Source organism: Qipengyuania atrilutea (assembly GCF_013370205.1).
Lineage (GTDB): Bacteria > Pseudomonadota > Alphaproteobacteria > Sphingomonadales > Sphingomonadaceae > Actirhodobacter > Actirhodobacter atriluteus.
The window spans coordinates 505,083-526,192 of sequence record NZ_JABWGV010000002.1 but is presented as its reverse complement, the minus strand read 5'-3'; the positions used below and the strand labels follow the sequence as shown (position 1 = coordinate 526,192).

General features: G+C 64.2%; 21 protein-coding genes. 9 read left to right on the top strand and 12 right to left on the bottom strand.

The genetic code is table 11. From position 1 onward, the window contains the following. The first annotated feature begins 183 nt into the window (after positions 1-183). Positions 184-921, top strand: coding sequence for a DUF4136 domain-containing protein (locus tag HUV48_RS07555; protein WP_176267169.1), 738 nt, complete (start codon positions 184-186; stop codon positions 919-921). Positions 922-998: 77 nt separating this feature from the next. On the opposite strand, the gene dut is transcribed toward HUV48_RS07555, so the two are convergent. From dut to HUV48_RS07535, 4 genes are all read right to left on the bottom strand, one after another. Next, positions 999-1,463, bottom strand: coding sequence for a dUTP diphosphatase (gene dut, locus HUV48_RS07550; protein WP_176267168.1), 465 nt, complete (start codon positions 1,461-1,463; stop codon positions 999-1,001). After that, the gene (locus HUV48_RS07545; protein WP_404799923.1) at positions 1,456-3,309 is read right to left on the bottom strand and encodes a bifunctional phosphopantothenoylcysteine decarboxylase/phosphopantothenate synthase; all 1,854 of its coding nucleotides are present in this window, start codon (positions 3,307-3,309) and stop codon (positions 1,456-1,458) included. Before HUV48_RS07545 ends, dut begins: the two co-directional genes overlap by 8 nt. Positions 3,310-3,522: 213 nt before the next feature. Then, on the bottom strand, positions 3,523-5,076 hold the full coding sequence (ubiB, locus tag HUV48_RS07540) for a 2-polyprenylphenol 6-hydroxylase (RefSeq protein WP_176267167.1): 1,554 nt from the start codon (positions 5,074-5,076) through the stop codon (positions 3,523-3,525). A gap of 3 nt (positions 5,077-5,079) precedes the next feature. After that, positions 5,080-5,811 carry a class I SAM-dependent methyltransferase gene (locus HUV48_RS07535; RefSeq protein ID WP_176267166.1) on the bottom strand — a complete coding sequence of 244 codons (732 nt, stop codon included), beginning with the start codon at positions 5,809-5,811 and terminating at the stop codon, positions 5,080-5,082. Positions 5,812-5,868: 57 nt separating this feature from the next. Here HUV48_RS07535 and mutM point away from each other — a divergent pair, with 57 nt between their 5' ends. The 4 genes from mutM (at position 5,869) to HUV48_RS07515 (ending at position 9,940) form a co-directional block, all read left to right on the top strand. Continuing rightward, positions 5,869-6,687 (top strand): bifunctional DNA-formamidopyrimidine glycosylase/DNA-(apurinic or apyrimidinic site) lyase, encoded by an 819-nt coding sequence (gene mutM, locus HUV48_RS07530; protein ID WP_176267165.1) that lies wholly within the window; start codon positions 5,869-5,871, stop codon positions 6,685-6,687. Positions 6,688-6,832: 145 nt separating this feature from the next. Beyond that, a complete protein-coding gene (gene rpsT / locus HUV48_RS07525) occupies positions 6,833-7,093 on the top strand; it encodes a 30S ribosomal protein S20 (RefSeq protein ID WP_176267164.1) in 261 nt (86 codons plus the stop codon). Positions 7,094-7,680: 587 nt separating this feature from the next. After that, a complete protein-coding gene (gene dnaA, locus HUV48_RS07520; protein WP_225871567.1) occupies positions 7,681-9,105 on the top strand; it encodes a chromosomal replication initiator protein DnaA in 1,425 nt (474 codons plus the stop codon). 64 nt (positions 9,106-9,169) lie between these two features. Then, positions 9,170-9,940, top strand: a complete 771-nt coding sequence (locus tag HUV48_RS07515; protein ID WP_176267162.1) for a HesA/MoeB/ThiF family protein — start codon at positions 9,170-9,172, stop codon at positions 9,938-9,940. Between the two features lie 59 nt (positions 9,941-9,999). Here HUV48_RS07515 and HUV48_RS07510 read toward each other — a convergent pair whose 3' ends face one another. After that, the gene (locus HUV48_RS07510; protein WP_176267161.1) at positions 10,000-10,854 is read right to left on the bottom strand and encodes an OmpA family protein; all 855 of its coding nucleotides are present in this window, start codon (positions 10,852-10,854) and stop codon (positions 10,000-10,002) included. Between the two features lie 268 nt (positions 10,855-11,122). After that, the gene (locus tag HUV48_RS07505) at positions 11,123-11,827 is read right to left on the bottom strand and encodes an NAD-dependent deacylase (protein WP_176267160.1); all 705 of its coding nucleotides are present in this window, start codon (positions 11,825-11,827) and stop codon (positions 11,123-11,125) included. 72 nt (positions 11,828-11,899) lie between these two features. Here HUV48_RS07505 and dapB point away from each other — a divergent pair, with 72 nt between their 5' ends. From dapB to HUV48_RS07490, 3 genes are all read left to right on the top strand, one after another. Next, positions 11,900-12,631 carry a 4-hydroxy-tetrahydrodipicolinate reductase gene (dapB, locus tag HUV48_RS07500; RefSeq protein WP_176267159.1) on the top strand — a complete coding sequence of 244 codons (732 nt, stop codon included), beginning with the start codon at positions 11,900-11,902 and terminating at the stop codon, positions 12,629-12,631. Further along, positions 12,628-13,296, top strand: coding sequence for an endonuclease III (gene nth, locus HUV48_RS07495; protein ID WP_176267158.1), 669 nt, complete (start codon positions 12,628-12,630; stop codon positions 13,294-13,296). The genes dapB and nth overlap by 4 nt, the downstream gene beginning before the upstream one ends. 99 nt (positions 13,297-13,395) lie before the next feature. Beyond that, on the top strand, positions 13,396-14,019 hold the full coding sequence (locus tag HUV48_RS07490; RefSeq protein ID WP_176267157.1) for a PEPxxWA-CTERM sorting domain-containing protein: 624 nt from the start codon (positions 13,396-13,398) through the stop codon (positions 14,017-14,019). Positions 14,020-14,091: 72 nt separating this feature from the next. Here the strand turns inward: HUV48_RS07490 and HUV48_RS07485 are convergent, their stop codons facing one another. Both HUV48_RS07485 and dapE read right to left on the bottom strand, forming a co-directional pair. Further along, positions 14,092-15,327 (bottom strand): dicarboxylate/amino acid:cation symporter, encoded by a 1,236-nt coding sequence (locus tag HUV48_RS07485; RefSeq protein WP_176267156.1) that lies wholly within the window; start codon positions 15,325-15,327, stop codon positions 14,092-14,094. 12 nt (positions 15,328-15,339) lie between these two features. Next, positions 15,340-16,476 carry a succinyl-diaminopimelate desuccinylase gene (gene dapE / locus HUV48_RS07480; protein WP_176267155.1) on the bottom strand — a complete coding sequence of 379 codons (1,137 nt, stop codon included), beginning with the start codon at positions 16,474-16,476 and terminating at the stop codon, positions 15,340-15,342. 29 nt (positions 16,477-16,505) lie between these two features. Between dapE and HUV48_RS07475 the strand changes: the two genes are divergently transcribed. Further along, positions 16,506-16,973, top strand: coding sequence for a cupin domain-containing protein (locus HUV48_RS07475; protein WP_176267154.1), 468 nt, complete (start codon positions 16,506-16,508; stop codon positions 16,971-16,973). On the opposite strand, the gene HUV48_RS07470 is transcribed toward HUV48_RS07475, so the two are convergent. From HUV48_RS07470 to yidC, 4 genes are all read right to left on the bottom strand, one after another. Continuing rightward, on the bottom strand, positions 16,970-17,845 hold the full coding sequence (locus tag HUV48_RS07470) for a S1/P1 nuclease (protein WP_176267153.1): 876 nt from the start codon (positions 17,843-17,845) through the stop codon (positions 16,970-16,972). The genes HUV48_RS07475 and HUV48_RS07470 overlap by 4 nt on opposite strands. Then, positions 17,842-18,507 (bottom strand): glutathione S-transferase family protein, encoded by a 666-nt coding sequence (locus HUV48_RS07465; RefSeq protein ID WP_176267152.1) that lies wholly within the window; start codon positions 18,505-18,507, stop codon positions 17,842-17,844. The genes HUV48_RS07470 and HUV48_RS07465 overlap by 4 nt, the downstream gene beginning before the upstream one ends. A gap of 98 nt (positions 18,508-18,605) precedes the next feature. Next, positions 18,606-19,298, bottom strand: coding sequence for a ribosome biogenesis GTP-binding protein YihA/YsxC (gene yihA, locus HUV48_RS07460; RefSeq protein WP_217906755.1), 693 nt, complete (start codon positions 19,296-19,298; stop codon positions 18,606-18,608). Next, positions 19,291-21,081 carry a membrane protein insertase YidC gene (gene yidC, locus HUV48_RS07455; RefSeq protein ID WP_176267150.1) on the bottom strand — a complete coding sequence of 597 codons (1,791 nt, stop codon included), beginning with the start codon at positions 21,079-21,081 and terminating at the stop codon, positions 19,291-19,293. Before yidC ends, yihA begins: the two co-directional genes overlap by 8 nt. Between the last annotated feature and the right edge of the window lie 29 nt (positions 21,082-21,110).

The following is a 21,110-nucleotide window of genomic DNA, read 5'->3' as shown; positions in this document are numbered from 1 at the left end:
AAGGAACCGCACTGCCAGTCCGTGCGTAACATTTGCTAAGTCCCTCGTTCAAAAGCGGTTCACGGCTGCTGCGATAGACCGTGCATATTGATTGATGGTACGACGAGTCGCGACAGGGACGAAGCGCGTGCCTGCTCCAGCCGCTTCTTGGCTGGCAGACGACACATTCGCGAGGACTGGAAGATGACGAAACAGAAAAGAAACTGGGGGCGCGCGCTGAAGCTCGCGGCTGCACCCGCACTGCTGGCAGGCCTTGGCGCCTGTGCCAGCACGTTCAACGCGGACGTGGCGCGCTTTCAGTCGCAGCTACCTGCGCCGCAGGGGCAGACCTTTGCCGTGGTAGCGGACGATCCGTCACTCGCCGGCGGCTTGGAGTTCGCGCAATATGCCGATCTCGTCGAAGCCGAAATGGAACGGCTCGGCTACACGCAGGCCGCTTCGCCCGAGACTGCTAGCCTTCTGGTGCGTTTCGATTACGGTGTCGACAACGGCCGCGAGCGCATTCGCAGCACCGGCTTTCGCGATCCGTTCTACGATCCGTGGTACGGTTTCGGGGGTTCATCCTACTCCTACCGCCCCGTCGCGGTCCGCACTGCCAAGGGTACGCGCGTCGCCTATGTACCGGTGCGTAACTGGGGCTACGGCTACTACGACCCGTGGTTCAGCGGGCGCGGATACGGAAACGATATCTCGAGCTACACCGTCTATACGAGCGGCGTGGACCTGAAGATCGACCGCGCATCTGACGGCGAGCGGCTGTTCGAGGGCAAGGCTGAGGCCATGTCGACTTCGGACCGCCTGCAGTACCTCGTGCCGAACCTGGTCGATGCGATGTTCACCGACTTCCCCGGCAATTCGGGCGAGACGCTGCGCATCTCGATTAAGCCGGAAGGCGAGAACAAGGTGCGCCGGATCGACTGATCGGCGCAACGACAGAAACAACGAAAGGGCGGTTTCCCTTATCGGAGAGCCGCCCTTTTTTGTAGCCTTTTGAAAAGCTAGAGCTTCTCGTGGCCGCCGGTCGAACCGAAGCCGCCCGCGCCCCGAACGGTTTCGTCCAGTTCGCCAACTTCTTCGAAAGCTGCCTGCACCACCGGTGCGAGCACCAGCTGCGCGATCCGGTCACCGCGGCGGATCGCAAAAACCTCCTCGCCGTGGTTTATCAGAATGATCTTGAGTTCCCCGCGGTAATCGGAATCGATCGTGCCCGGCGTGTTCGGCACGGTAATGCCGTGCTTTAGCGCAAGGCCCGAGCGGGGGCGTACCTGAATCTCGTATCCGCCAGGTATCGCCAGCGACAGGCCGGTCGCGACCGCGTGCCGCGAACCGGGCGCAAGGCTGACATCTTCAGCCGCGACGACGTCCATCCCGGCTGCGCCTTCGCTTACGTAGGACGGTAGCGGCAAGCCTGCGCCGTGCGGAAGGCGCTTTACCCGCACCGCGACGGCGGAAGCGTCAGTCATTCGCGTCCATATCGACGAGCGCGTCCGCAGCGCGGGCTACCAGTTCGCGGGCCACGTCCATCTTCGGCATGGTGTCGAAGCTTTCGACTTCGCCCGAAGTGACGATGTGGATCTGGTTGTTGTCGCCGCCCATCACGTCGCCGGACACGTCGTTGGCGACGATCCAGTCCGCGCCCTTGCGCTTGCGCTTGGTCGTCGCGTTCTCGATGACGTTTTCGGTTTCCGCAGCGAAGCCGACCAGCAGCTTGGGCCGCTTGCGCGACGCGGCAACCTGCGTGAGAATGTCCGGGTTCTCCGTCAGCATCAGGGCGGGCGGCGCAGACCCGCGCTTCTTCATCTTCTGGTTCGAGCGGTCCTTCGTGCGCCAGTCGGCAACGGCAGCGACCATGAAGGCGACGTCCGCGGGCAGCATCTGCTTCACCTTCGCGGCCATCTCGTCGGCGGATTCAACGTCGATGCGGTCCACTCCGACCGGAGTCGGCAGATGCACGGGGCCAGAGATGAGGGTTACGCGCGCACCCGCTGCAGCCGCCATCGCAGCAATCGCGAAGCCTTGCCGCCCGGACGAGCGGTTGGCGAGATAGCGGACCGGGTCGATCGGCTCCCACGTTGGCCCGGCGGTCACAAGCACGTGGCGACCATAGAGCGGACGGTGATCGGGATCGGCGTCGAACTCCGGCTGCCCTGCCAGCGGATCGGCGGAAAGCGTCGCTTCGGGATCGAGCGCTATCGGAGCGGACATGGTATCGCCGCCGCTCGCATCCTTAAAAGCGACGGGTTCGGGCATCGCCTTGCCCGCCCCGGTGATGACCGTATGGTTCATCGCTTCGGGATCGGTCGGCGGAGCGGAAGCCGCACTGCCCTTCTTCGCAAACAGCGGGTTCGACAGGTCCGGTTCGCCAGCTGTTTCTTCCTCGGCGGGAAGCGCTTCGCCGGCATCAACCGGCTCCGCGTCTTCGAACACCTGTTCGTCCGAAGCGAACTCTTCCTCTGCGGGCGGAAGCGCGAAATCCTTTTCGAAATCAGCTGGCGCGCGCTTCGGCGTGCTGCGCGGAATAATTGCGGAAAGCAGCGAGCCGAGGCCGCTGCGCGCCGGCGGTTCGCGGTAGTCCTCTTCCGGCTCGAGCGCTTCGGCCGCGAGCTCGTTGACGCTTGGCGGCGCCTCTTCCGGTTCGTCCTGTGCGTCCTCGATCGGAGCAGCCTGCGGAACTGCAACCGGACGTTCCGGCAGTTCGACATCCATGCCGAGCGCACCGGCGATGCTGGCCCAGATGAACTCGGGCTCGGGCAGACGACCCGGTCCGAATTCGCCGCAGGCCATTGCGCCTTCGTCGGGATCGAGCACGGTCACGCCCGCCTGCTTCAGCCACGCCACGTTGCGCTGCGTCGCCCCGTGCTCCCACATGCGCACGTTCATCGCCGGAACCGCCATGACTGGCTTGTCGGTGGCGAGGATAAGCGTGGTGGCGAGATCGTCGGCGATGCCGGCTGCCATCTTCGCGAGCATGTCGGCGGTCGCCGGGCAGACCACGACGAGGTCGGCTTCGCGGCTGAGCTGGATATGGCCCATCTCCGCTTCGTTCTTGAGGTCCCACAGCGAGGTATAGACCTGGTTCTCGCTCAGCGCGGCGAGCGCCATCGGGGTGACGAATTGGTGGCCGCCATCGGTCACGACGCAGGTGACCTGGCCGCCACCCTTGCGGATCAGGCGCACCAGTTCGCAGGACTTGTAGGCCGCGATGCCGCCGCCCACGACGAGAAGAACGCGGGGGCTTCCCGCCTTCATCGCGCCGTTCCCGAGCGGCTTTGCATCTGCGAAGTCGCGAAGCGACGAATACGAACCCATAGTGCCATCAAGCGCCGATCTAGCGCCCCCCGATCGCTTATGCCAGCACGCCCTTCCCGCTTTGCCCCATTCAGGCGGGCAAGGCCGAAAACGCCGCGAGGCAGAAAAATCCAAGCTTTTCTATGGGCGATTATCGTTGTCGCAGGCATAATCTTCATGGTTAACGCGGCCTCCGCTATCGTTAACCCTTAGGGCTCATTCGCCGAAGCAAGGTCAGGCGATCCAGCCGGATGCGGCCGCGAGCCATGTCAGCGCTCCGCCGGCAAGCGCCGCCGCGATGTAGCCGAGTGCCCTGAGGCCCGCCGGCCGGCTGTCACGCAGCAGTTCCACGTCAGGCAACGGCGGCGGTTCGGGCGCGCCGCCCCTCGGCGGAAAGCGCTCTTCTATCCGGCGGATAAGCTGGGGCAGCCGCAGCAGGGTCTCGGTATCCTCGCGGATACGGTCGGCGATCGCGGCTTCGGGTCCGAGTTCGTCCCGAATCCAATTACGCACGTAAGGCGCGGAGACATCCCACATGTTGATGCCGGGATTGAGCTGGGTCGCGATCCCCTCGACCATCACCATCGTCTTTTGCAGCAGCAGCAAGTGCGGCTGGGTCTGCATATCGAAGTCGCGGGTGATGGCGAACAGACCGTCGAGCATCTGGCCGACGCTGAGCTCGCTTACCGGCTTGCCGCGCATCGGCTCGCCCACCGCGCGCAGCGCCGTCGCGAACTCGTCGACATTGTGATAGCTCGGCACGTACTGCGCTTCGAAATGAATTTCGGCGACGCGCCGGTAATCGCCCGTTGTGAGGCCGTAGAGAATTTCTGCCAGCCAGCGGCGGGCCTGTTTGTCGATCCGCCCCATGATGCCGAAGTCGATTGCGACGATCGTACCGTCGGAACGCACGAACAGATTGCCCTGGTGCATGTCGGCATGGAAGAAGCCCGCCGCGATGGCTTGCTGCAGGAACGCGATGACGAGGCGGCTGGCAAGCTCGTCCATGTCGTGGCCCGCGGCGCGGATCGCCTCGGTATCCGAAATCTTGACCCCGTCGATCCAGTCGATGGTCATGACCCGGCCGTTGGTCCGGTCCCAGTCGATGCCGGGTATCTCGTAGCCCTCGGCACCGACCATGATCTCCGCCAGTTCCGAAGCGGAAGCCGCCTCGCGCCTGAGATCGAGTTCGCGCAGCGTCCAGCGTTTGAAATTGGCGATGGTCAGCCGCGGGCGCAGGCGCGCTGCTTCCCCGCCGAAGCTTTCGAGCTGCGCGGCGGCCCATTCATAGGTCTGGATGTCCTTGGCGAACCGCTCGCGCACGCCGGGGCGCAGCACCTTGACCGCGACCTGCCGCCCCTCGGTCGTCACGGCTTTGTGGACCTGCGCGATCGAGGCGGCACCGATGGGCGTGTCGTCGAACTCGCTGAACAGCGCCTCGAGCGGCTGCTCGAAGCTCGATTCGATGGTATCGCGGATCAGCGCGAAATCGACCGGCGGCAGATTGTCCTGCAGGCTGAGGAGATTGCGCGCCGCTTCTTCCCCGACGAGATCGGGCCGGGTCGCGAGCGTCTGGCCTAGCTTGATCGCGGCCGGGCCGATCGCGCGGAAAGCGCCGGCGTAGTCGGGCTCGCGCGACTTGACCGTACCGATGGAGAACAGCCCGATCAGCCGCTTCACCGGCATGGGCGTATTGGGATCGTTCTGGATACCGCGCAGCGCCCCGTGCCGCGCGAGGATCCGGGCCCATTTACCGAGCCGCCAGATATGCGTCGCGGGCCGCGTCACTTGCTAGATTTTCCACCCACTATGAATGGCGACGGCGCCGCCGAGGATCGGTTCGACATGCGTCTGGGTAAAGCCCGCCTCGCCGATCATCCGCTCGAACTCCGCCATCTTGGGGAAGCGGCGGATCGATTCGGCGAGATAGCGATAGCTTTCCTCGTCCTGCGCGATCAGCTTGCCCATCTTCGGCATGACCTTGTGCGAATAGGCGTCGTAAACGTCCTTGAAGCCGGGCCATTCGGTGCTCGAAAACTCGAGGCAGAAGAAGCGCCCCCCGTGCTTCAGTACCCGGTGTGCCTCTGCCAGCGCTTTGCCGATGTGAGTGACGTTGCGGATGCCGAAGGCAATCGTGTAGGCGTCGAACACCCGCGAGGAGAACGCCAGTTCCTCCGCGTTCTGGCGCGACCAGACGAGCCCGTCGATACCGCGTTCCATCGCGCGTTCGATCCCGACGTCGAGCATGTCCTGGTTGATGTCGCTAACAGTCACGTTCGCGCCGCGCTTCGCCATGCGGAAGGCGATGTCGCCCGTTCCCCCCGCCATGTCGAGGATCGCCTCGTCCACCTGCGGCTTCACCCGGCGCACGAAGCGGTCTTTCCAGAGGCGGTGCATTCCGCCCGACATTGCGTCGTTCATGAGGTCGTATTTCGCCGCGACCTGGCTGAACACCGCACCGACGCGCCCGGTTTTCTCATCCGCCGGGATATCTTCGTAGCCGAAGGAAACTGTGTCTTTCATGGGCGCCAGCCTTAGGCAGGAATTGCAACGCTGGCAAAGGGTCTTACCTAGCTTCGCATGCCGGAACTTCCCGAAGTCGAAACAACCGTGCGCGGTCTGGCGCGACTTCTGGACGGCCAGCGGATCGACCGCGTCGCGGTGAACCGGCCGGACATGCGCCGTCCCTTCCCGCCGGATCTGGTCCAGATGCTGACCGGCGCGCGTGTGACCGGCCTTTCGCGGCGTGCGAAATACGGCCTCGTCCATACCGACCGGCAGCAGACCATGATCTTCCACCTCGGTATGAGCGGCAGGTGGCGGATCGACCCCGAAACCGCGGATCGGCACGACCATCTCGTTATCGAAAGCGGCGGCCATGTCTTCGCGCTCAACGATGCGCGGCGCTTCGGCTGGGTCGATCTCGTCGCCGAGAATGCGGTCCAGGATTGGCCGGGGATTTCGGCGCTGGGGCCGGAGCCGCTCGGCCACGATGCGCTCGATGCCGAACATCTCCATCGCGCGCTCAAGGACCGCAAGCAGGCGATCAAGCTGCTGCTGCTCGACCAGCGCATCGTTGCGGGGCTCGGCAACATCTATGTTTGCGAAGCCCTCCACCGGGCCGGCATTCATCCCCGCAAGGCTGGCGGCAAGGTCTCGCGCCCGGCGCTGCGCCGCCTGATCCCCGCGATCCGCTGCGTGCTGGAGCAATCCATTCGCGACGGCGGCTCCACCTTGCGCGATTACGCCCAGCCCGACGGGCAGCTCGGCTATTTCGCCACCCGCTTCGCCGTCTACGGCCGTGAGGGCGAATCCTGCCAAAGCTGCGATACGGGAACGGTGCGCCGGATCGTTCAGGGCGGGCGCAGCACGTGGTTCTGCCCCAAATGCCAAAAGTGATTGAATCGCGCGTTTGCGCACCTTATCATTGACCCGGAGAGGCGCGATGGCTAAGGCGCGCGCTTTCCGGCGAGTCACTTGCCGAACACCCTATTAGAGCAAATGAAGGATCGGCCGCACGTTTCGGCCCGATAGAAGGACGAACATGGCCAATACGCCGCAAGCAACGAAGCGCATCCGTCGGAACCAGAACCGGGAAGCGATCAACACCGCCCGCCGCAGCCGTATCCGCGGGTTCATCAAGAAGGTCGAGACGGCCATCGAAGGCGGCGACAAGAAGGAAGCCGAAGAAGCTCTTCGCAACGCGCAGCCCGAACTGGCGCGCGGTGTAGCCCGCGGCGTCTATCACAAGAATACCGCCTCGCGTAAAATGTCGCGCCTGTCGAAGCGGGTCGCCGCTCTCTAATCAGACTGGACGATTCGCGCTCCGTTCGAAACGGCGGGACGATTCGGCATCCAGCGGTTCTCTTCAGAGCCCCGAAAGTATCATAATGGGTCAGTGCGCGAGCACTGGCCCATTTTCGTTTTACGAGCGCGTTCTGCGTGCGTTCGCACAACTGCGCGGGAAACGCGTTTTATAACTTTTCTCAATCCACGTTTTATCCGCGATTCGCGTGATCCGGAACGCGAAAAACCGGTTTATACATATGGTTAAATGGCCGCCTGCGGGTCTCATGGAGTCAAGGCGATTATTTCGGATTTTTGACAATTTACACCCTTGCTCAAAGCCCGTCGGCGCTCATAGATAATGACCATCGACCGGGTGGGACCGGTTGTCTTTTAGGATCGCAAACATAGCCCGAAAACCCCGGCAATCAGCCGATTCCGGAGTATGGCGGTGCTGTGTCTGCATCTTGTGGAGGAGTGGGTCGGCAGAGCTGGGTTACCGGTTTGAAGCGGTGCCAGAGATAGCGCCGCGAGCCGGCAGATTTGGGGTGCGATATGGTCAAGAAAACAGTTGCTGAAGCACGGCGGCGGACAAGTGAGGATTTGATGGAAGATCTCGAAGCGGTGAACCTGGCGGCGGACTGGTCCGATATCAGCCAGGGACTTCGCAAGGATCTCGGCCACCAGCTTCACAGCCAGTGGATCAAGCCCATCCAGGTCGGCGGCTTCTGCGAGGAGACCGGAACGCTCGACCTCTACCTCCCCACCGAATTCAGCGCCAACTGGGTCCAGGACCGCTTCGCGGACCGCCTGTCGCTCGCGTGGAAGATCGCCCGCAGCAACGTGCGCCATGTCCGTATCAGCGTGCATCCGGGACGGCGGCAGCTGCCCGAGCTCAACCTCGCGGAAGGCGGGCTTTCGTCCGGTCGGCGCGCAGCGAACGACGGCGGACACGGCGGCGTCATCGCCATCGCCAACGATCACATGGGCAACGCAGGTTTCGTCTCGTCGGTCGGGCTCGACCCGTCGCTGACCTTCGCCGCTTTCGTGACGGGCGAGGCCAATGTCCTTGCCTGCAATGCCGCACAGCGCATGTCGGCGAGCGAACAGCCGCAGTTCTCGCCGCTCTATCTCAAGGCTGCGACGGGTCAGGGCAAGACGCACCTGCTCCACGCGATCGGCCACTCCTATCTGAACGCCCACCCCCGCGCGCGCATCTTCTACTGCAGCGCCGAGCGCTTCATGGTCGAGTTCGTCCAGGCGCTGAAGCAGAACCAGATGATCGAGTTCAAGGCGCGCCTCAGAAGTTTCGATCTGCTGCTCGTTGACGATATTCAGTTCATCATCGGCAAGGCGAGCGCGCAAGAGGAACTGCTCTACACGATCGACGCGCTGCTGGCCGAAGGCAAGCGACTGGTCTTCGCCGCCGACCGCGCACCGCAAGCGCTCGACGGGGTGGAGCCGCGGCTTCTCTCGCGCCTGTCGATGGGTCTTGTCGCCGACATTCAAGCGGCCGACATCGAACTGCGCCGCTCGATCCTCGAATCGAAGCTGACGCGCTTCGCCCCGCTCGAAGTGCCGGACGATGTAATCGACTTCCTCGCGCGCACGATCACTCGCAACATCCGCGAACTCGTCGGCGGGCTCAACAAGCTGATCGCCTACGCGCAGCTGACGGGGCAGGAAGTGTCGCTGCAGCTCGCCGAAGAGCAGCTGACCGACATCCTTTCGGCCAACCGCCGCCGGATCACCATCGACGAGATCCAGCGCACCGTCTGCCAGTTCTACCGCATCGACCGCAGCGAAATGTCCTCGAAGCGCCGCGCGCGCGCCGTGGTTCGCCCGCGGCAGGTAGCGATGTATCTCTCCAAGGTACTTACGCCGCGCAGCTACCCGGAAATCGGCCGCAAGTTCGGCGGGCGCGACCACTCGACCGTCATCCATGCGGTGCGGCTGATCGAAGATCTGCGGACCCGCGACGCCGATATGGACGGCGACGTGCGCAGCCTGCTGCGGCAGCTCGAAAGCTGAGCCAAGGCGCCCCGGCGCCACTCACATATCGACACGCTACGCACAGGCTGTAGACAGCCTTTCCATGAGCATATCCGCCGACCGCCTGGACCGCTTTGCGCGGCATATCGTGCTTCCCGAAATCGGCGGCGCGGGTCAGGCAGCGCTTGCCGAAATGAAGGTTGCCTTCGTCGGCATCGGCGGGATCGGTAATCCCGCGCTCCAGTATCTGGCGGCGGCGGGGGTCGGCCACCTGGCATTGATCGACGACGACCGCGTGGACGCGAGCAATTTGCAGCGCCAGACCATGTTCGCAGAGCGCGACATCGGCCACGGCAAGGCGGTATCCGCCCGCCGCTGGCTCGCCAATTTCGACGCCGGCCTGTCGGTTTCGATCAGCGACTGGCGCATCGACGCGGGCAATGCGGGCGAACTGCTGGGCGGCATGGACCTGGTGCTCGACGGCTGCGACAATTTCTCGACGAGGCTCGCGGTTTCGGACGCCTGCACGGCGCTCGGCATCCCGCTGCTGTCAGCCGCAGTCGGCAGGTTCCAGGGCCAGGTCGCGGCCTTCGCCGGGCATCTGCCGGACGTTCCCTGCTACCGGTGTTTCGTCGGCGATGCCTTCGATGCGGACGACTGCGATACCTGCGCAGAGGACGGCATGCTTGGCGCGATGGCGGGCTGGGTCGGTACCTTCGCTGCACTTCAAGCCATCCGGGTCCTGCTGGCCGGCAAGGCCGCCTTCGGCAATCCGCAATGGGGCCGCCTCCACGTGCTCGACGGGATGAAGCCCGGCATGCGCACCATTAGCATCGCGAAAGACCCGGCGTGCAAGGGGTGCGGCGCGCAATAGAAAACGGGGCGAGCGACCCGAGCCGCCCGCCCCGTCCTCAACTAACCAATCAGCGCGTCCTACAGTCCGTCGACGCTCTTGCTGACGAGGATGTTCACCGCCACGCGGCGGTTCTGTGCCTTGCCCGCTTCGCTCTCGTTGTCCGCCAACGGGTCGGCTTCGGCCATGCCCGTCGGCGTCAGCATCCGGTACGGCTTCCAGCCGCAAGCCTGCTGCAGGTAGTTCACCACACGGCTCGCGCGCTTTTCGCTGAGCTGCTGGTTGAAGTCGTAGTCGCCGGTCGAATCGGTGTAACCCACGACGAGCAGCAGGGCGTTGTCCATCGACTGCGCTTCGGCGGCGGCAGAGCACAGCTCGGTTTCCGCGCGGTCCGAAAGCTGGTGCTTGCCGGTGTCGAAGAACACGTTCGTCGTACCCTTCACGTTGTACTGGTCGATGTCGGCAACACGGTTGCGCAAAGCGTCGGTCGCAGCGGTCTGCTCGGCGAAGCCCTGGGCCGTACCGCTGCGGATCATCGCGGCGACTTCCTGATCCTCGTTCTTGAAGTCGACTTCGCTGGCGATGAGTTCGGTGCCGAGTTGCTTCGTCTCGACCGTTACGGGAAGGCCGTTGAGCAGCGCGTCGGCTGCGCGGTCCTTGCTGCCGAGGCCGAGGAACCCGCCCTTGCCCCGGATCTGGGTGTTGTCGTCGAGCGTGATCACAGTGCTCGTGCCGTCGGTTGCGGTCACCTGCATCTGGTTGTCGCGGCGCGCCGAAATGACGCCCTCGATCGTCGGACCGTCCTGCATCCGCTCGCCGTACACATCGATATTTTCGCCGACTGTACCTGCATCCTGAGCGGAAACCGCGCCCATCGGCAGCGCCATGGCTCCGATCAGGACAGCCAATTTGGCCTTGCTAGCAATATTCGTCATTAACTTACTCCTTCAATACTCGCATCTGGCGGGCGCATCTTACCCGCAGGCAACTGCGACCCCTCGCAATCCTTCTTCCGCCCGCAGACCGGCACAAACCGGCGCTGTGCGGACATCGAACGACTGCCTGTTCAGCGAGCCCTTGCCTGTCAATGAACGGTGCGGCGTTTGGACTACCGCAAGGGGACGATTTGAGCGCTGTTTGAGGCGAACCGAGGGTTTTGATAGTTAACGCGGATCGAAAAGCACCTCCCGCTAGGCCCTGTCGTCACTGCGCGGCGAGTACTTCGTCGACCCATTGCGGCACCAGTTCGCCTGCCTTCCCGAGCCGGCTTTCGCCGAAGTGGTGCGAGCCTTCGCTGCGATCGAGATTGAGTTCGAGCGTGCGCGCGCCTGCCGCGGCGGCTTCGCAGACGAATCCGGCGGCGGGATAGACCGCGCCACTCGTACCGATACTGACGAACAGGTCGGCTGCATGGAGCGCGCGGTAGATGCGCTCCATCTCGTAGGGCATTTCGCCGAACCAGACGATGTCGGGCCGAAGCGCGCTTTCGCCGCATTCGGGACAGCCGGGGGCATCAATGAGCGAACCCGTCCACTTCGAGCGAACGTCGCAGGCGCGGCACCACGCGTTCAGGATCTCCCCGTGCATGTGCAGCACGTTCTTCGCCCCGGCCCGCTCGTGGAGGTCGTCGATGTTCTGCGTGACGATCAGAAGGGAGCCGTCCCACTCGCGCTCCAGCCGGGCGAGCGCCTCGTGCGCGGGATTGGGATGCTTGGTCTGGACGGCCGCACGCCGCGTGTCGTAGAAACGCTGTACGAGTTCGGGATCGCGAGCGAAGGCTTCGGGCGTCGCGACGTCCTCCACCCGGTGCTCTTCCCACAGCCCGTCCTCGGCGCGAAAGGTCTGGATACCGCTTTCGGCGGATATGCCCGCCCCGGTCAGGACGACGATGTTGCGAATGTCGCTCATTGCCCTCAAGTAGCGAAGCGATAGGGCAGAGCAAAGGGGTGCGGCGATCGCCTCCGATAATAAGGAACGGCAATGGCGCGCATCGGCATCATCGGCAGCAAGGGACGCATGGGACAGGCGCTGGCGCAGGCTGTGGCGGACGCAGGACACGAAATTGCTGGCGGCGTCGACCGGGGCGAAAGCGCCGGACCGCTGGCGAGCGAGGCCGACGTCCTGGTCGACTTCTCGAGGCCTGAAGCGCTCGACGCCAATCTCGGCGCGGCGCGGGTCGCCGGCATTCCGCTCGTCATCGGCACGACCGGGCTGTCGGCCGAGCATCACGCAATGATCGACGATGCGGCGCGGGCCATTCCGGTGCTCCAGACCGGTAACACCTCGCTCGGGGTGACGCTGCTCGCTCATCTGGTGCGGGAGGCCGCCGGGCGGCTGGGCACGGACTGGGATATCGAGATCGTCGAGATGCATCACCGGATGAAGGTCGATGCGCCCTCGGGCACGGCATTGCTGCTGGGCGAAGCGGCGGCGGCAGGGCGCGGGATCGAGCTTGGGGAAAACACCGAAAGCGGACGGGACGGCCATACGGGTGCGCGGGCCGAGGGCGCGATCGGTTTCGCGGCGCTGCGCGGCGGGACGGTGGCGGGTGAACACTCGGTAATCTTTGCAGGTAACGAGGAGCGCATCACCCTCGCTCATAGCGCAGAGAATCGGATGATCTTCGCACGCGGCGCGGTGAAGGCGGCGCACTGGCTGATCGGACGCGACGCGGGCCGCTACACCATGAACGACGTCCTCGGCCTCACGTGACCAAGGACCAGATTTTCGAGTTCTTCCGGCGGCTGGCCGAGGACAACCCCGAGCCCGAGACCGAACTCGAATACGGCAATGCCTACCAGCTCGTGGTCGCGGTCGCCCTGTCGGCGCAGGCGACCGACGTCGGCGTTAACAAGGCGACGCGCAGCCTGTTCGCGAAGGTCGAGACGCCGGAGCAGATGCTGGGGTTGGGCGAAGAGGGCCTCAAGAAGCACATCAAGACCATCGGCCTGTTCAACTCGAAAGCGAAGAACGTCATTGCGCTGTCGCAGCTGCTGGTGGACGAATACGGCAGCGAGGTTCCGGACACCCGCGAGGACCTCGTGCGATTGCCCGGCGTTGGCCGCAAGACTGCGAACGTCGTGCTCAACTGCTGGTTCGGACAGGAAGCCTTCGCGGTCGATACGCACATCTTCCGTGTCGGCAACCGCACCGGCGTGGCGAAAGGCAAAACGCCGGAGCAGGTCGAGGCGAAGCTGGAAAAACGCGTGCCGCAGCCCTTCCGTCTAGGCGCACATCACTTGCTTATCCTGCACGGCCGCTATGTCTGCAAAGCGCGCACGCCCGAATGCTGGAGGTGCGCCGTGGTCGACTTGTGCAGCTTCCGCAAGAAGGTCCTGGAAAAGCCGAAAGGGCGCAAGACCGCCGCCACAAACTGAGTGTCGCTCCGTTTCGGGACGATTGGGACAGATTTCGTAGCGGAACTTTATGGTTAATAATTGTTTAACTTTGTGGGCGGGCTTTCGAAGGAGGAATGCATGACCTTAATGACGAAGGCGTTTGCGCCGCTGGCATTGGCTGCGACCGCACTCACCACCCCCGCTCACGCTGTCGAGATCGTCGGCGGCGAAACCGATGTTACACTCGATGCCGCACCGACGCTTGCCGGAGCCGGAATTGATGCGCGCGCTACGGGTACGGCGACCGTGACGGTGAATGACGGGATACCCACGTTTACCTTCCCCATCACCGGTGGCGAGGTTGACGGCGGCAATGCCCTGATCGAGCATGACGGCTCGGGCCTTGAACTCTTCAACGACAGCGCAGTTCTTTCGCTGTCCAACTTCCTCATCGATACCGAAGCGCTTCTGGTGAGCGGGAACGTCAGCGCCAACGGCATGATGCTTGGCGTAGTACCCCTGTTCAACATCGGCAGCGGCCTTTCCCTGTCGCTGACCGACGCGTCTTCGGGTGCGATCAATACCGTATTCGGCGTTCAACTCGCGCCCGGTACCGTAATCGGCTCAGCCAATCCGCAGCCCTTGACCGCAGCCGTCCCTGAACCGGGTACATGGGCTTTGCTCATGTTCGGTTTCGCGGCAGTCGGTTTCTCGATGCGGGCCGGCAAGCGGCGGCAGAATGTATCTGTATCCTACGCCTGATTGAAAAAGATCACTGTTGTAAAGCGTCGCCGGGCCACGTGCTTCGGCGGCGCTTTTTTCTGCGCGGCGTCATCACACATCGTCCGCGCTGATCATCTCCGCCTTGTCGATCTCGCCCGTCATCACGCCCACCGTTACCGCCACAGCCGCATCGCCGCTGACATTCGTCGCGGTGCGCATCATGTCCATGATCCGGTCCACGCCGGCGACGAAGGCGATCGTCTCGAGCGGCACGTCGACCGCGGTGAAGACCGCCGCCATCATGATGAGGCCCGCCCCTGGAATGCCCGCCGCGCCGACCGAGCCCAGCGTTGCCAGCACCGCAATCGTGACGTAATCGCCCGCGCTCAGATCCACGCCGAAAATCTGCGCGCCGAACAGCGTAGCGAGGCCTAGATACATCGCCGTGCCGTCCATGTTGATCGTCGCGCCGAGCGAGGTGGTAAAGCTCGTCACCGAGCGGCTGACGCCGAGGTTCCGCTCCACGCAGCGCATCGTCACCGGCAGTGTCGCGTTCGAGCTTGCGGTGGAATAGGCGACCGCGATCGCGTCCACGATCCCGCGGAAGAAATCCATGATCGGCAGCTTCGCCAATAGCTTGACGATCGCAACATACATCACACCGATGATGAGGAAGCAGCCGAGGTAGTTCATCGCCACCAGCTTGCCGAGCGCAAGCAGCGCAGGAACGCCCAGCGTGCCGGCGACCCATGCCATCAGTGCGAAGACGCCGAAGGGGGTCAGCTCCATCACGATGATCGTGACTTTCTGCATCACGATCGAGCCCGAATCGAAGATGCGCTGCGCCGGCTCGCCCTCGCCCTGCGCCATTAGGATACCGATCCCGATCAGCATCGAGAAGATGATGAGCGGCAGCACGTTGACGTCCGCCATCACCTGCACCGGGCTTTGCGGAACCATGCCGAGCAGCATCTCGCGCCAGCTTGTCGGCGCCGGCTCGGGGACCGCCCCCATCTGGATCGCGCTGGTATCGAGGCCTACGCCGGGCTCGAAGATCGTGCCGAGCGCTAGGCCGAGCCATACCGCCACCTGTCCGGTCACGACGAAAATCAGCAGCGCGCGCCAGCCGACCGCGCCGAGTTTCCGGAGATCGCCGATGGCCGCCACGCCCGCCACAAGGCTGAAGAAGATCAGCGGCACGACTAGCATCTTGATGAAGGCGATGAAGATGTCGCCGATGAACTTGATGCTTTCCGCCCCCGGTCCCCACAGGAGGCCGACGATGACGCCCAGCACCAATGCCGCGACGACCCGCTGCCATAGCGGAATGCCGAACCAGAATTTCATGTCAGCGTCCCCTTACTGCGCCAAGGCTCCCCGCGCGATCCGCGTGTAGATGCGGCTTAGCGTATCGAGGTCGGCCAGCGCTACTGCCTCGTCGGTCTTATGCATCGTCGCGTTGACGAGGCCGAACTCGATTACCGGGCAGACGCTGCGCAGGAAGCGCGCGTCGGAGGTGCCGCCGGTGGTCGAGGCTTCCGGCCTGACGCCGGTCTCGGCCTCGACCGCTTCGGCGATGAGGTCTGAAAACATACCAGGCGGGGTAAGGAACGGTTCGCCGCTGATGATGGGCAGTGCGGTGCCGCCGTGCTTTTCGGCGACCTTGCCAACCAGTTCCGACAGCGACGCGCCCGAATGTGTATCGTTGAAGCGGATCGAGATGCGCGCCTTCGCCTTTCCCGGAATGACGTTGTGCGCGCGGTTCATTGCGTCGATTTCGGTAATCTCGAGATTGCTCGGCTGGAACCAGTCGGTCCCCTCGTCAAGCACCAGTGCGTCAAGCTCCGCAAGGATCGCGATCAGCCGCGGTATCGGGTTATCGGCGAGGTGCGGATAGGCGACGTGGCCCTGCGATCCCGTGACCTCGAGCCAAATATTGAGCGATCCGCGCCGCCCGATCTTCATCATGTCGCCAAGGCGGTTTACGCTAGTCGGTTCGCCGACGAGGCAGAGGTCGGGCCGGTGCCCGGCCTCCTCCATCCAGTCGATCAAAGCGCGCGTGCCGTGCAGCGCCGGACCTTCCTCGTCGCCGGTGATGATGAAGCTGATCGTGCCGGCATCCTGCGGCACGGCAGCGACCGCATCGACCATACATGCGATCGCACCTTTCATGTCGACCGCGCCGCGCCCGTAGAGCAGGTCGCCGCGTATCTCTGGTCCGAACGCGTCGCTCGTCCAGCCGTCGCCCGGGGGCACCACGTCGAGATGGCCGGCGAAAGCGAAGTGCTTCGAGCCTGCCGGCCCCTCGCGGATTGCGAACAGGTTCTCCACCGGCTCTTCCGGTGTACCCTCTACGCCCTCGCCCCGCGTGAAGCGGCTGACGGTGAAGCCGAGAGGCTGCAGCATCGCCTCCATCGCATCGAAGACGGCACCGCGCGCAGGCGTGACGCTTTCGGCTTCGATCAGGCGCTTGGCGTATTCGAGGCTATCGCTCATACTCGCCTCGCTAGCAGGAGTAACTCGATATGCCCAAGCTCGATCTTGATGCGATCCCGCAAACCAACGCGACCGGCTATCCTGCGCCTTTCAACAAGGACGTAGAGGGACGGCATTACCGCCGCCTCGCGCCGCCCGCGGGGCTGACGAAGCTCGGCGCGAGCCACGTCGTGCTGGAACCGGGTGCCTATTCGTCGCAGCGGCACTGGCACGAAGCGCAGGACGAGATGGTGTTCATCCTCCAAGGCGAAGCGGTGCTGATCGAGGACGCGGGAGAAATTCCCGTCGGTCCGGGCGATATCCTCGCATGGCCGGCGGGCGAGCGTAACGGCCACCACCTGCACAACCGCGGCGATCTCCCCTGCGTCTACATCGCGGTCAGCGGCGGTCCGCGCGAGGAAGATCGCGGCGAATACCCCGACATCGATCTGGTCTTTACGCCGGAAGGTTACTTCAGGAAGGACGGCACGCCGTACGACATCGAGCGGCCGGCCTAGTCTCTCGCGGGCTCCGGCAGAGGGCCGGGCGCGAAGGCGCTTTCGAGCCGCTCCGCAATGCGGACGCCTGCCTGCTGCACCCGGCGCCGGGCGATGGGGATGCCGCGTGCGATATCCTCCTGCGTCAGCGCGGTGCTGTCCGGCAGCGCTTCGCCGCATACGTCTTCGGTATCGAAGGCAGTGGGATAGACGAAGCCGCGGCTTATCTGCCAGCTTTCGCGGCCCCAGTCGGCCGGATCGCCGCCGCCGAGCTCCGTCCGCTCCGCCGCGGAATATCGGCGCACGACGGGATCGTCGGTATCGGTGATCGCACGCTCAGCAAGAGGACCGTCCCAGATCCAGTGCAAGTTGAGTTTCGGCACGAAGCCGTAGTCCGCCTCCCGGTCGTTGCCGCCGCGGTCCTCGCGATCACCCGAGTGAAGCGGCATATGCACGTCGCCGGCGAAGTGTACCATGAAGGCGAGCGCTTCGAGGCGCACGGCATCGGGCAGGCTTTCGTCGGCAAGTATGCGGTGGCCCCGCTCGATCTGGGCCGTCACGCAGTTCCCGCCCTCGCAGTTCGCGCGCGGGTTGAAGGCTTCGCAAATCGGCGCGGTGCGGTAGTGCCAAGCCGCCGTATAGCCCCAGCGCCAACGTGTACGGCGGATGCAGTCGGGCCACACGCTTGCATCCTCGAGCGTCTCGAGCGCGCATTCGGGCGTGCCGAGATCGTCCGCGGATCTGAGTAGCCGGTCGATCTTTGCGCGAACCTCGGGCGAGACATTCGCTTCCGCGATCTCGGCCGTCTTGCGGTGCGCGAAGTCGCCCCATGCGCGGGCCTCGCCGGGAAGAATAAGCGCCCACAGGCAGAGCGCGGCGATAATCAGTCTCATTGTGCGGGCGCAGCCTCGTATTGCTCGATAACCCATTCCTCGTCTTCGGCAGCGGCGATCCACTGCTGCATCCAGTCGTGCTCCCACACGGCTTCCATGTAGCCGCGCGCAAAGCCCGGAACGCCGATGCCGTAGGTTAGGAAGCGGCTCACGACCGGCGCGTAGAAGATGTCAGCCGCGCCGAACGTGCCGAACAGATAGGGTCCCCCCTGACCGAAGCGCGCGCGGGCTTCCGCCCACAGCTGCAGAATGCGCACAATGTCGCTGCGCACTTCTTCGGGCACTATCACCCCTTCGAACCGCTTGCGGATGTTCATCGGGCAAACCTGCCGCAGCGCGGCATAGGAGCTGTGCATTTCGCTGACCATCGAGCGGGCCATGCCGCGCGCCGTTTCGTCCTTGGGCCAGAAACGCTCGCGTCCGATCTTGTCGCCCAAATATTCGAGGATCGCGAGGCTGTCCCACACGACCGTTTCGTCGTCCCACAGGATCGGAACCTTGCCCGACGGCATGATGTCGTCCGATTCGCGCTTCGCCGCCTGCCAGTCGTCGCCGTAGATATTGACCGTCAGTTCCTCGAACGAAAGGCCCGACTGCTTGACCGACAGCCATGCGCGCAGGGACCAGCTCGAGTAATTCTTGTTTCCGATAATCAACTTCATCGCGCGTACCTTTGTCCCACCGGTTCCGGGCAGTAAGGTTTCATCCCCACACTGTCGAGGTCGAACGGCCTGACCCTGCGATTGCCCCGCTCGGACCGCTACCGCGTTTCGGCAACGCCCGCGTCCAGCAGGATCGCCGAGCGCAGTTCGGGAAGGCCCAGCCCCTTTTCCGCACTGGTTACGTGAAGTTCGGGATAGGCGGCGACGTGCTTGCGCGATTCCTCGGCGACCTTCGCCGCAACTTCGTCGAGCACGCTCGCCTTGAGCTTGTCCGCCTTCGTTAATACGAGGCGGTATCCGACCGCAGCTTCGTCGAGCATGGTCATCATCTCGCGGTCTACGTCCTTGAGGCCGTGGCGGCTGTCGATCAACACCAGCGTGCGGTGCAGCACCGCCCGCCCGCGCAGATAGGTGCGCACGAGCTTCTTCCAGTTCTCGACCACCTTCGGCGGAGCCTTGGCGAAACCGTAGCCGGGCATGTCGACCAGCCGGAACAGCGTCGGGTCGCCCACTTCGAAGATGTTGAGTTCCTGCGTGCGGCCCGGCGTGACCGAGGCGCGGGCGATGGACTTGCGTCCGGTGATGGCGTTCAGCAGCGACGACTTGCCGACGTTAGAGCGGCCGGCGAAGGCTATTTCCGGCACGCTCGGGTCGGGCAGGAACTTGAGCTGCGGAGCGGAAAGGAGGAAGTCAACGCGCCCCGAAAACAGCTTCGCCGCCTGCCTGGCCAGTGCGGCGCGCTCGCGCTCCCGCTCCGCCTCGCTGGCAGTGTTGGCCTCTGGCTCATCCATCATTAGCTGCAGCGGCGGCCTTCGCCTTTTCCGCCCTCTCCTTTTCGGCCGCGGCGCGAAGCTGCGGGTTCTTGGAATAGAGGTAGCTTTGCTGCGCCAGCGTCAGCAGGTTGTTGGTTACCCAGTAGAGCAGCAGGCCGGCCGCGAACGGCGCCATCACGAACATCAGCACCCACGGCATGATGTTGAAGATCTGCTGCTGCACGGGGTCCATCGCAGCAGGATTGAGCTTGAAGGTTAGCCACATCGTGATGCCGAGCAGCACTGCCAGCACGCCAATGCCGAGGAAACTCGGCGGCGTGAACGGCAGGAGGCCGAACAGGTTCAGGATATACGCCGGATCGGGCGCGCTCAAATCCCTGATCCACAATATGAAGGGCTCGTGCCGCATCTCGATGGCGAGGATCAGCACCTTGTAGAGCGCGAAGAAGATCGGGATCTGTATGAGGATCGGAAGGCAGCCGGCGAGCGGATTGACCTTCTCCTCCTTGTACAGCTTCATGATTTCCTGCTGCTGCTTCTGCTTGTCGTCCTTGTGCCGTTCCTGCACCGCCTTCATCTTCGGCTGGATCGCCTTCATCGCGGCCATGCTGGCGAACTGCTTCTGTGCGATGGGGAACAGAATGAGGCGGATCATCACGGTGAGGAGGATGATCGCCACTCCGAAATTGCCCGTTAGCGCATTGAACTGCAGCAGCAGCCACAGGATCGGCTTCTCGAACCAGCGGAACCAGCCCCAGTCGATCGCGAGGCCGAAGTTGGTGACCCCTGCATCCTGATAGGCATCGAGGATCGAGCTGTCCTTGGCGCCTGCGAACAGGCGGGTCGTGCGCGTGATCTCCTGCCCCGGCGCGACGGTCAGCGGCGCGTAGATGAGGTCCGCGCGGTACGTATCGCCGCCCAGCGAACGGAAGGTCGCTTCGGGCGCGGCATCCGGGTCCGGAATGAGGGCGGAGAGCCAGTAGATGTCGGTAAAGCCGATCCAGTCCGGCGCGCCGGCGGGCGAGATCGTGCCCGCCTCGTCCAGTTCGTCGTAGTCGGGCTCGTAATTCACCGTTCCCGCGAAGCCGCCGATGGGGCCGGAATGCGCGTTCCAGATGTCGGCGCTCGCAGTCTCGCTGGTCCGTGCGACCAGGGCGAACGGCTGAACGACCGCAGCGCTGCCGCCGCGGTTGGCGACGCTCTGTTCGGCGGTAATCATGTAGCGCTCGTCGATCGACAGGCGCACCGTGTAGGTCAGCCCGCCCGATCCCTGCCGGGTCAGCGTAATCGGATTGCCCGGCGCCAGCGTGCCGCCGCTCGTCTGCCATACGGCATCCTCCGGAGTTGCGACCTGGCCGTTCTCGAGGAAGCCGAAGCGCGCATATTGCTGCGCGTCCGTGCCTTCGGGCGCGAAGATGCGGATCGGTCCGCTGTCCCGGTCTACCGACTGCCGGTAATCGTTGAGGGTAATGTCGTCGATCTGCGCCCCGATCGGATTGACGGAGCCGCTGACGAGCGGTGAAGCGATGTCGATCCGGCCGCCTGCGCCTAGCGCGCTGTCGAGCGACACCGGGCCGCGCGCACCGGTGCTTTGCGTGCCGATCTCGCCGCGGGGGACGTCGATCGCTGCGCCCTCGCCTTCGCGGATGGAGCCGGACGCACGCTGGGTGGGCGCATCCTCGCGCTCGGACGCAGTGACGCCCTCGGTATCGGGATAGAGGAAGCGCATCCCCGCGTCCCATCCGAACAGCAGGACCGCGGACAAGAGGACCGCGAGAAGGAGATTGCGCTGATTGTCCAAACCGAAATACTTTCCGTCAGTCGTGATTG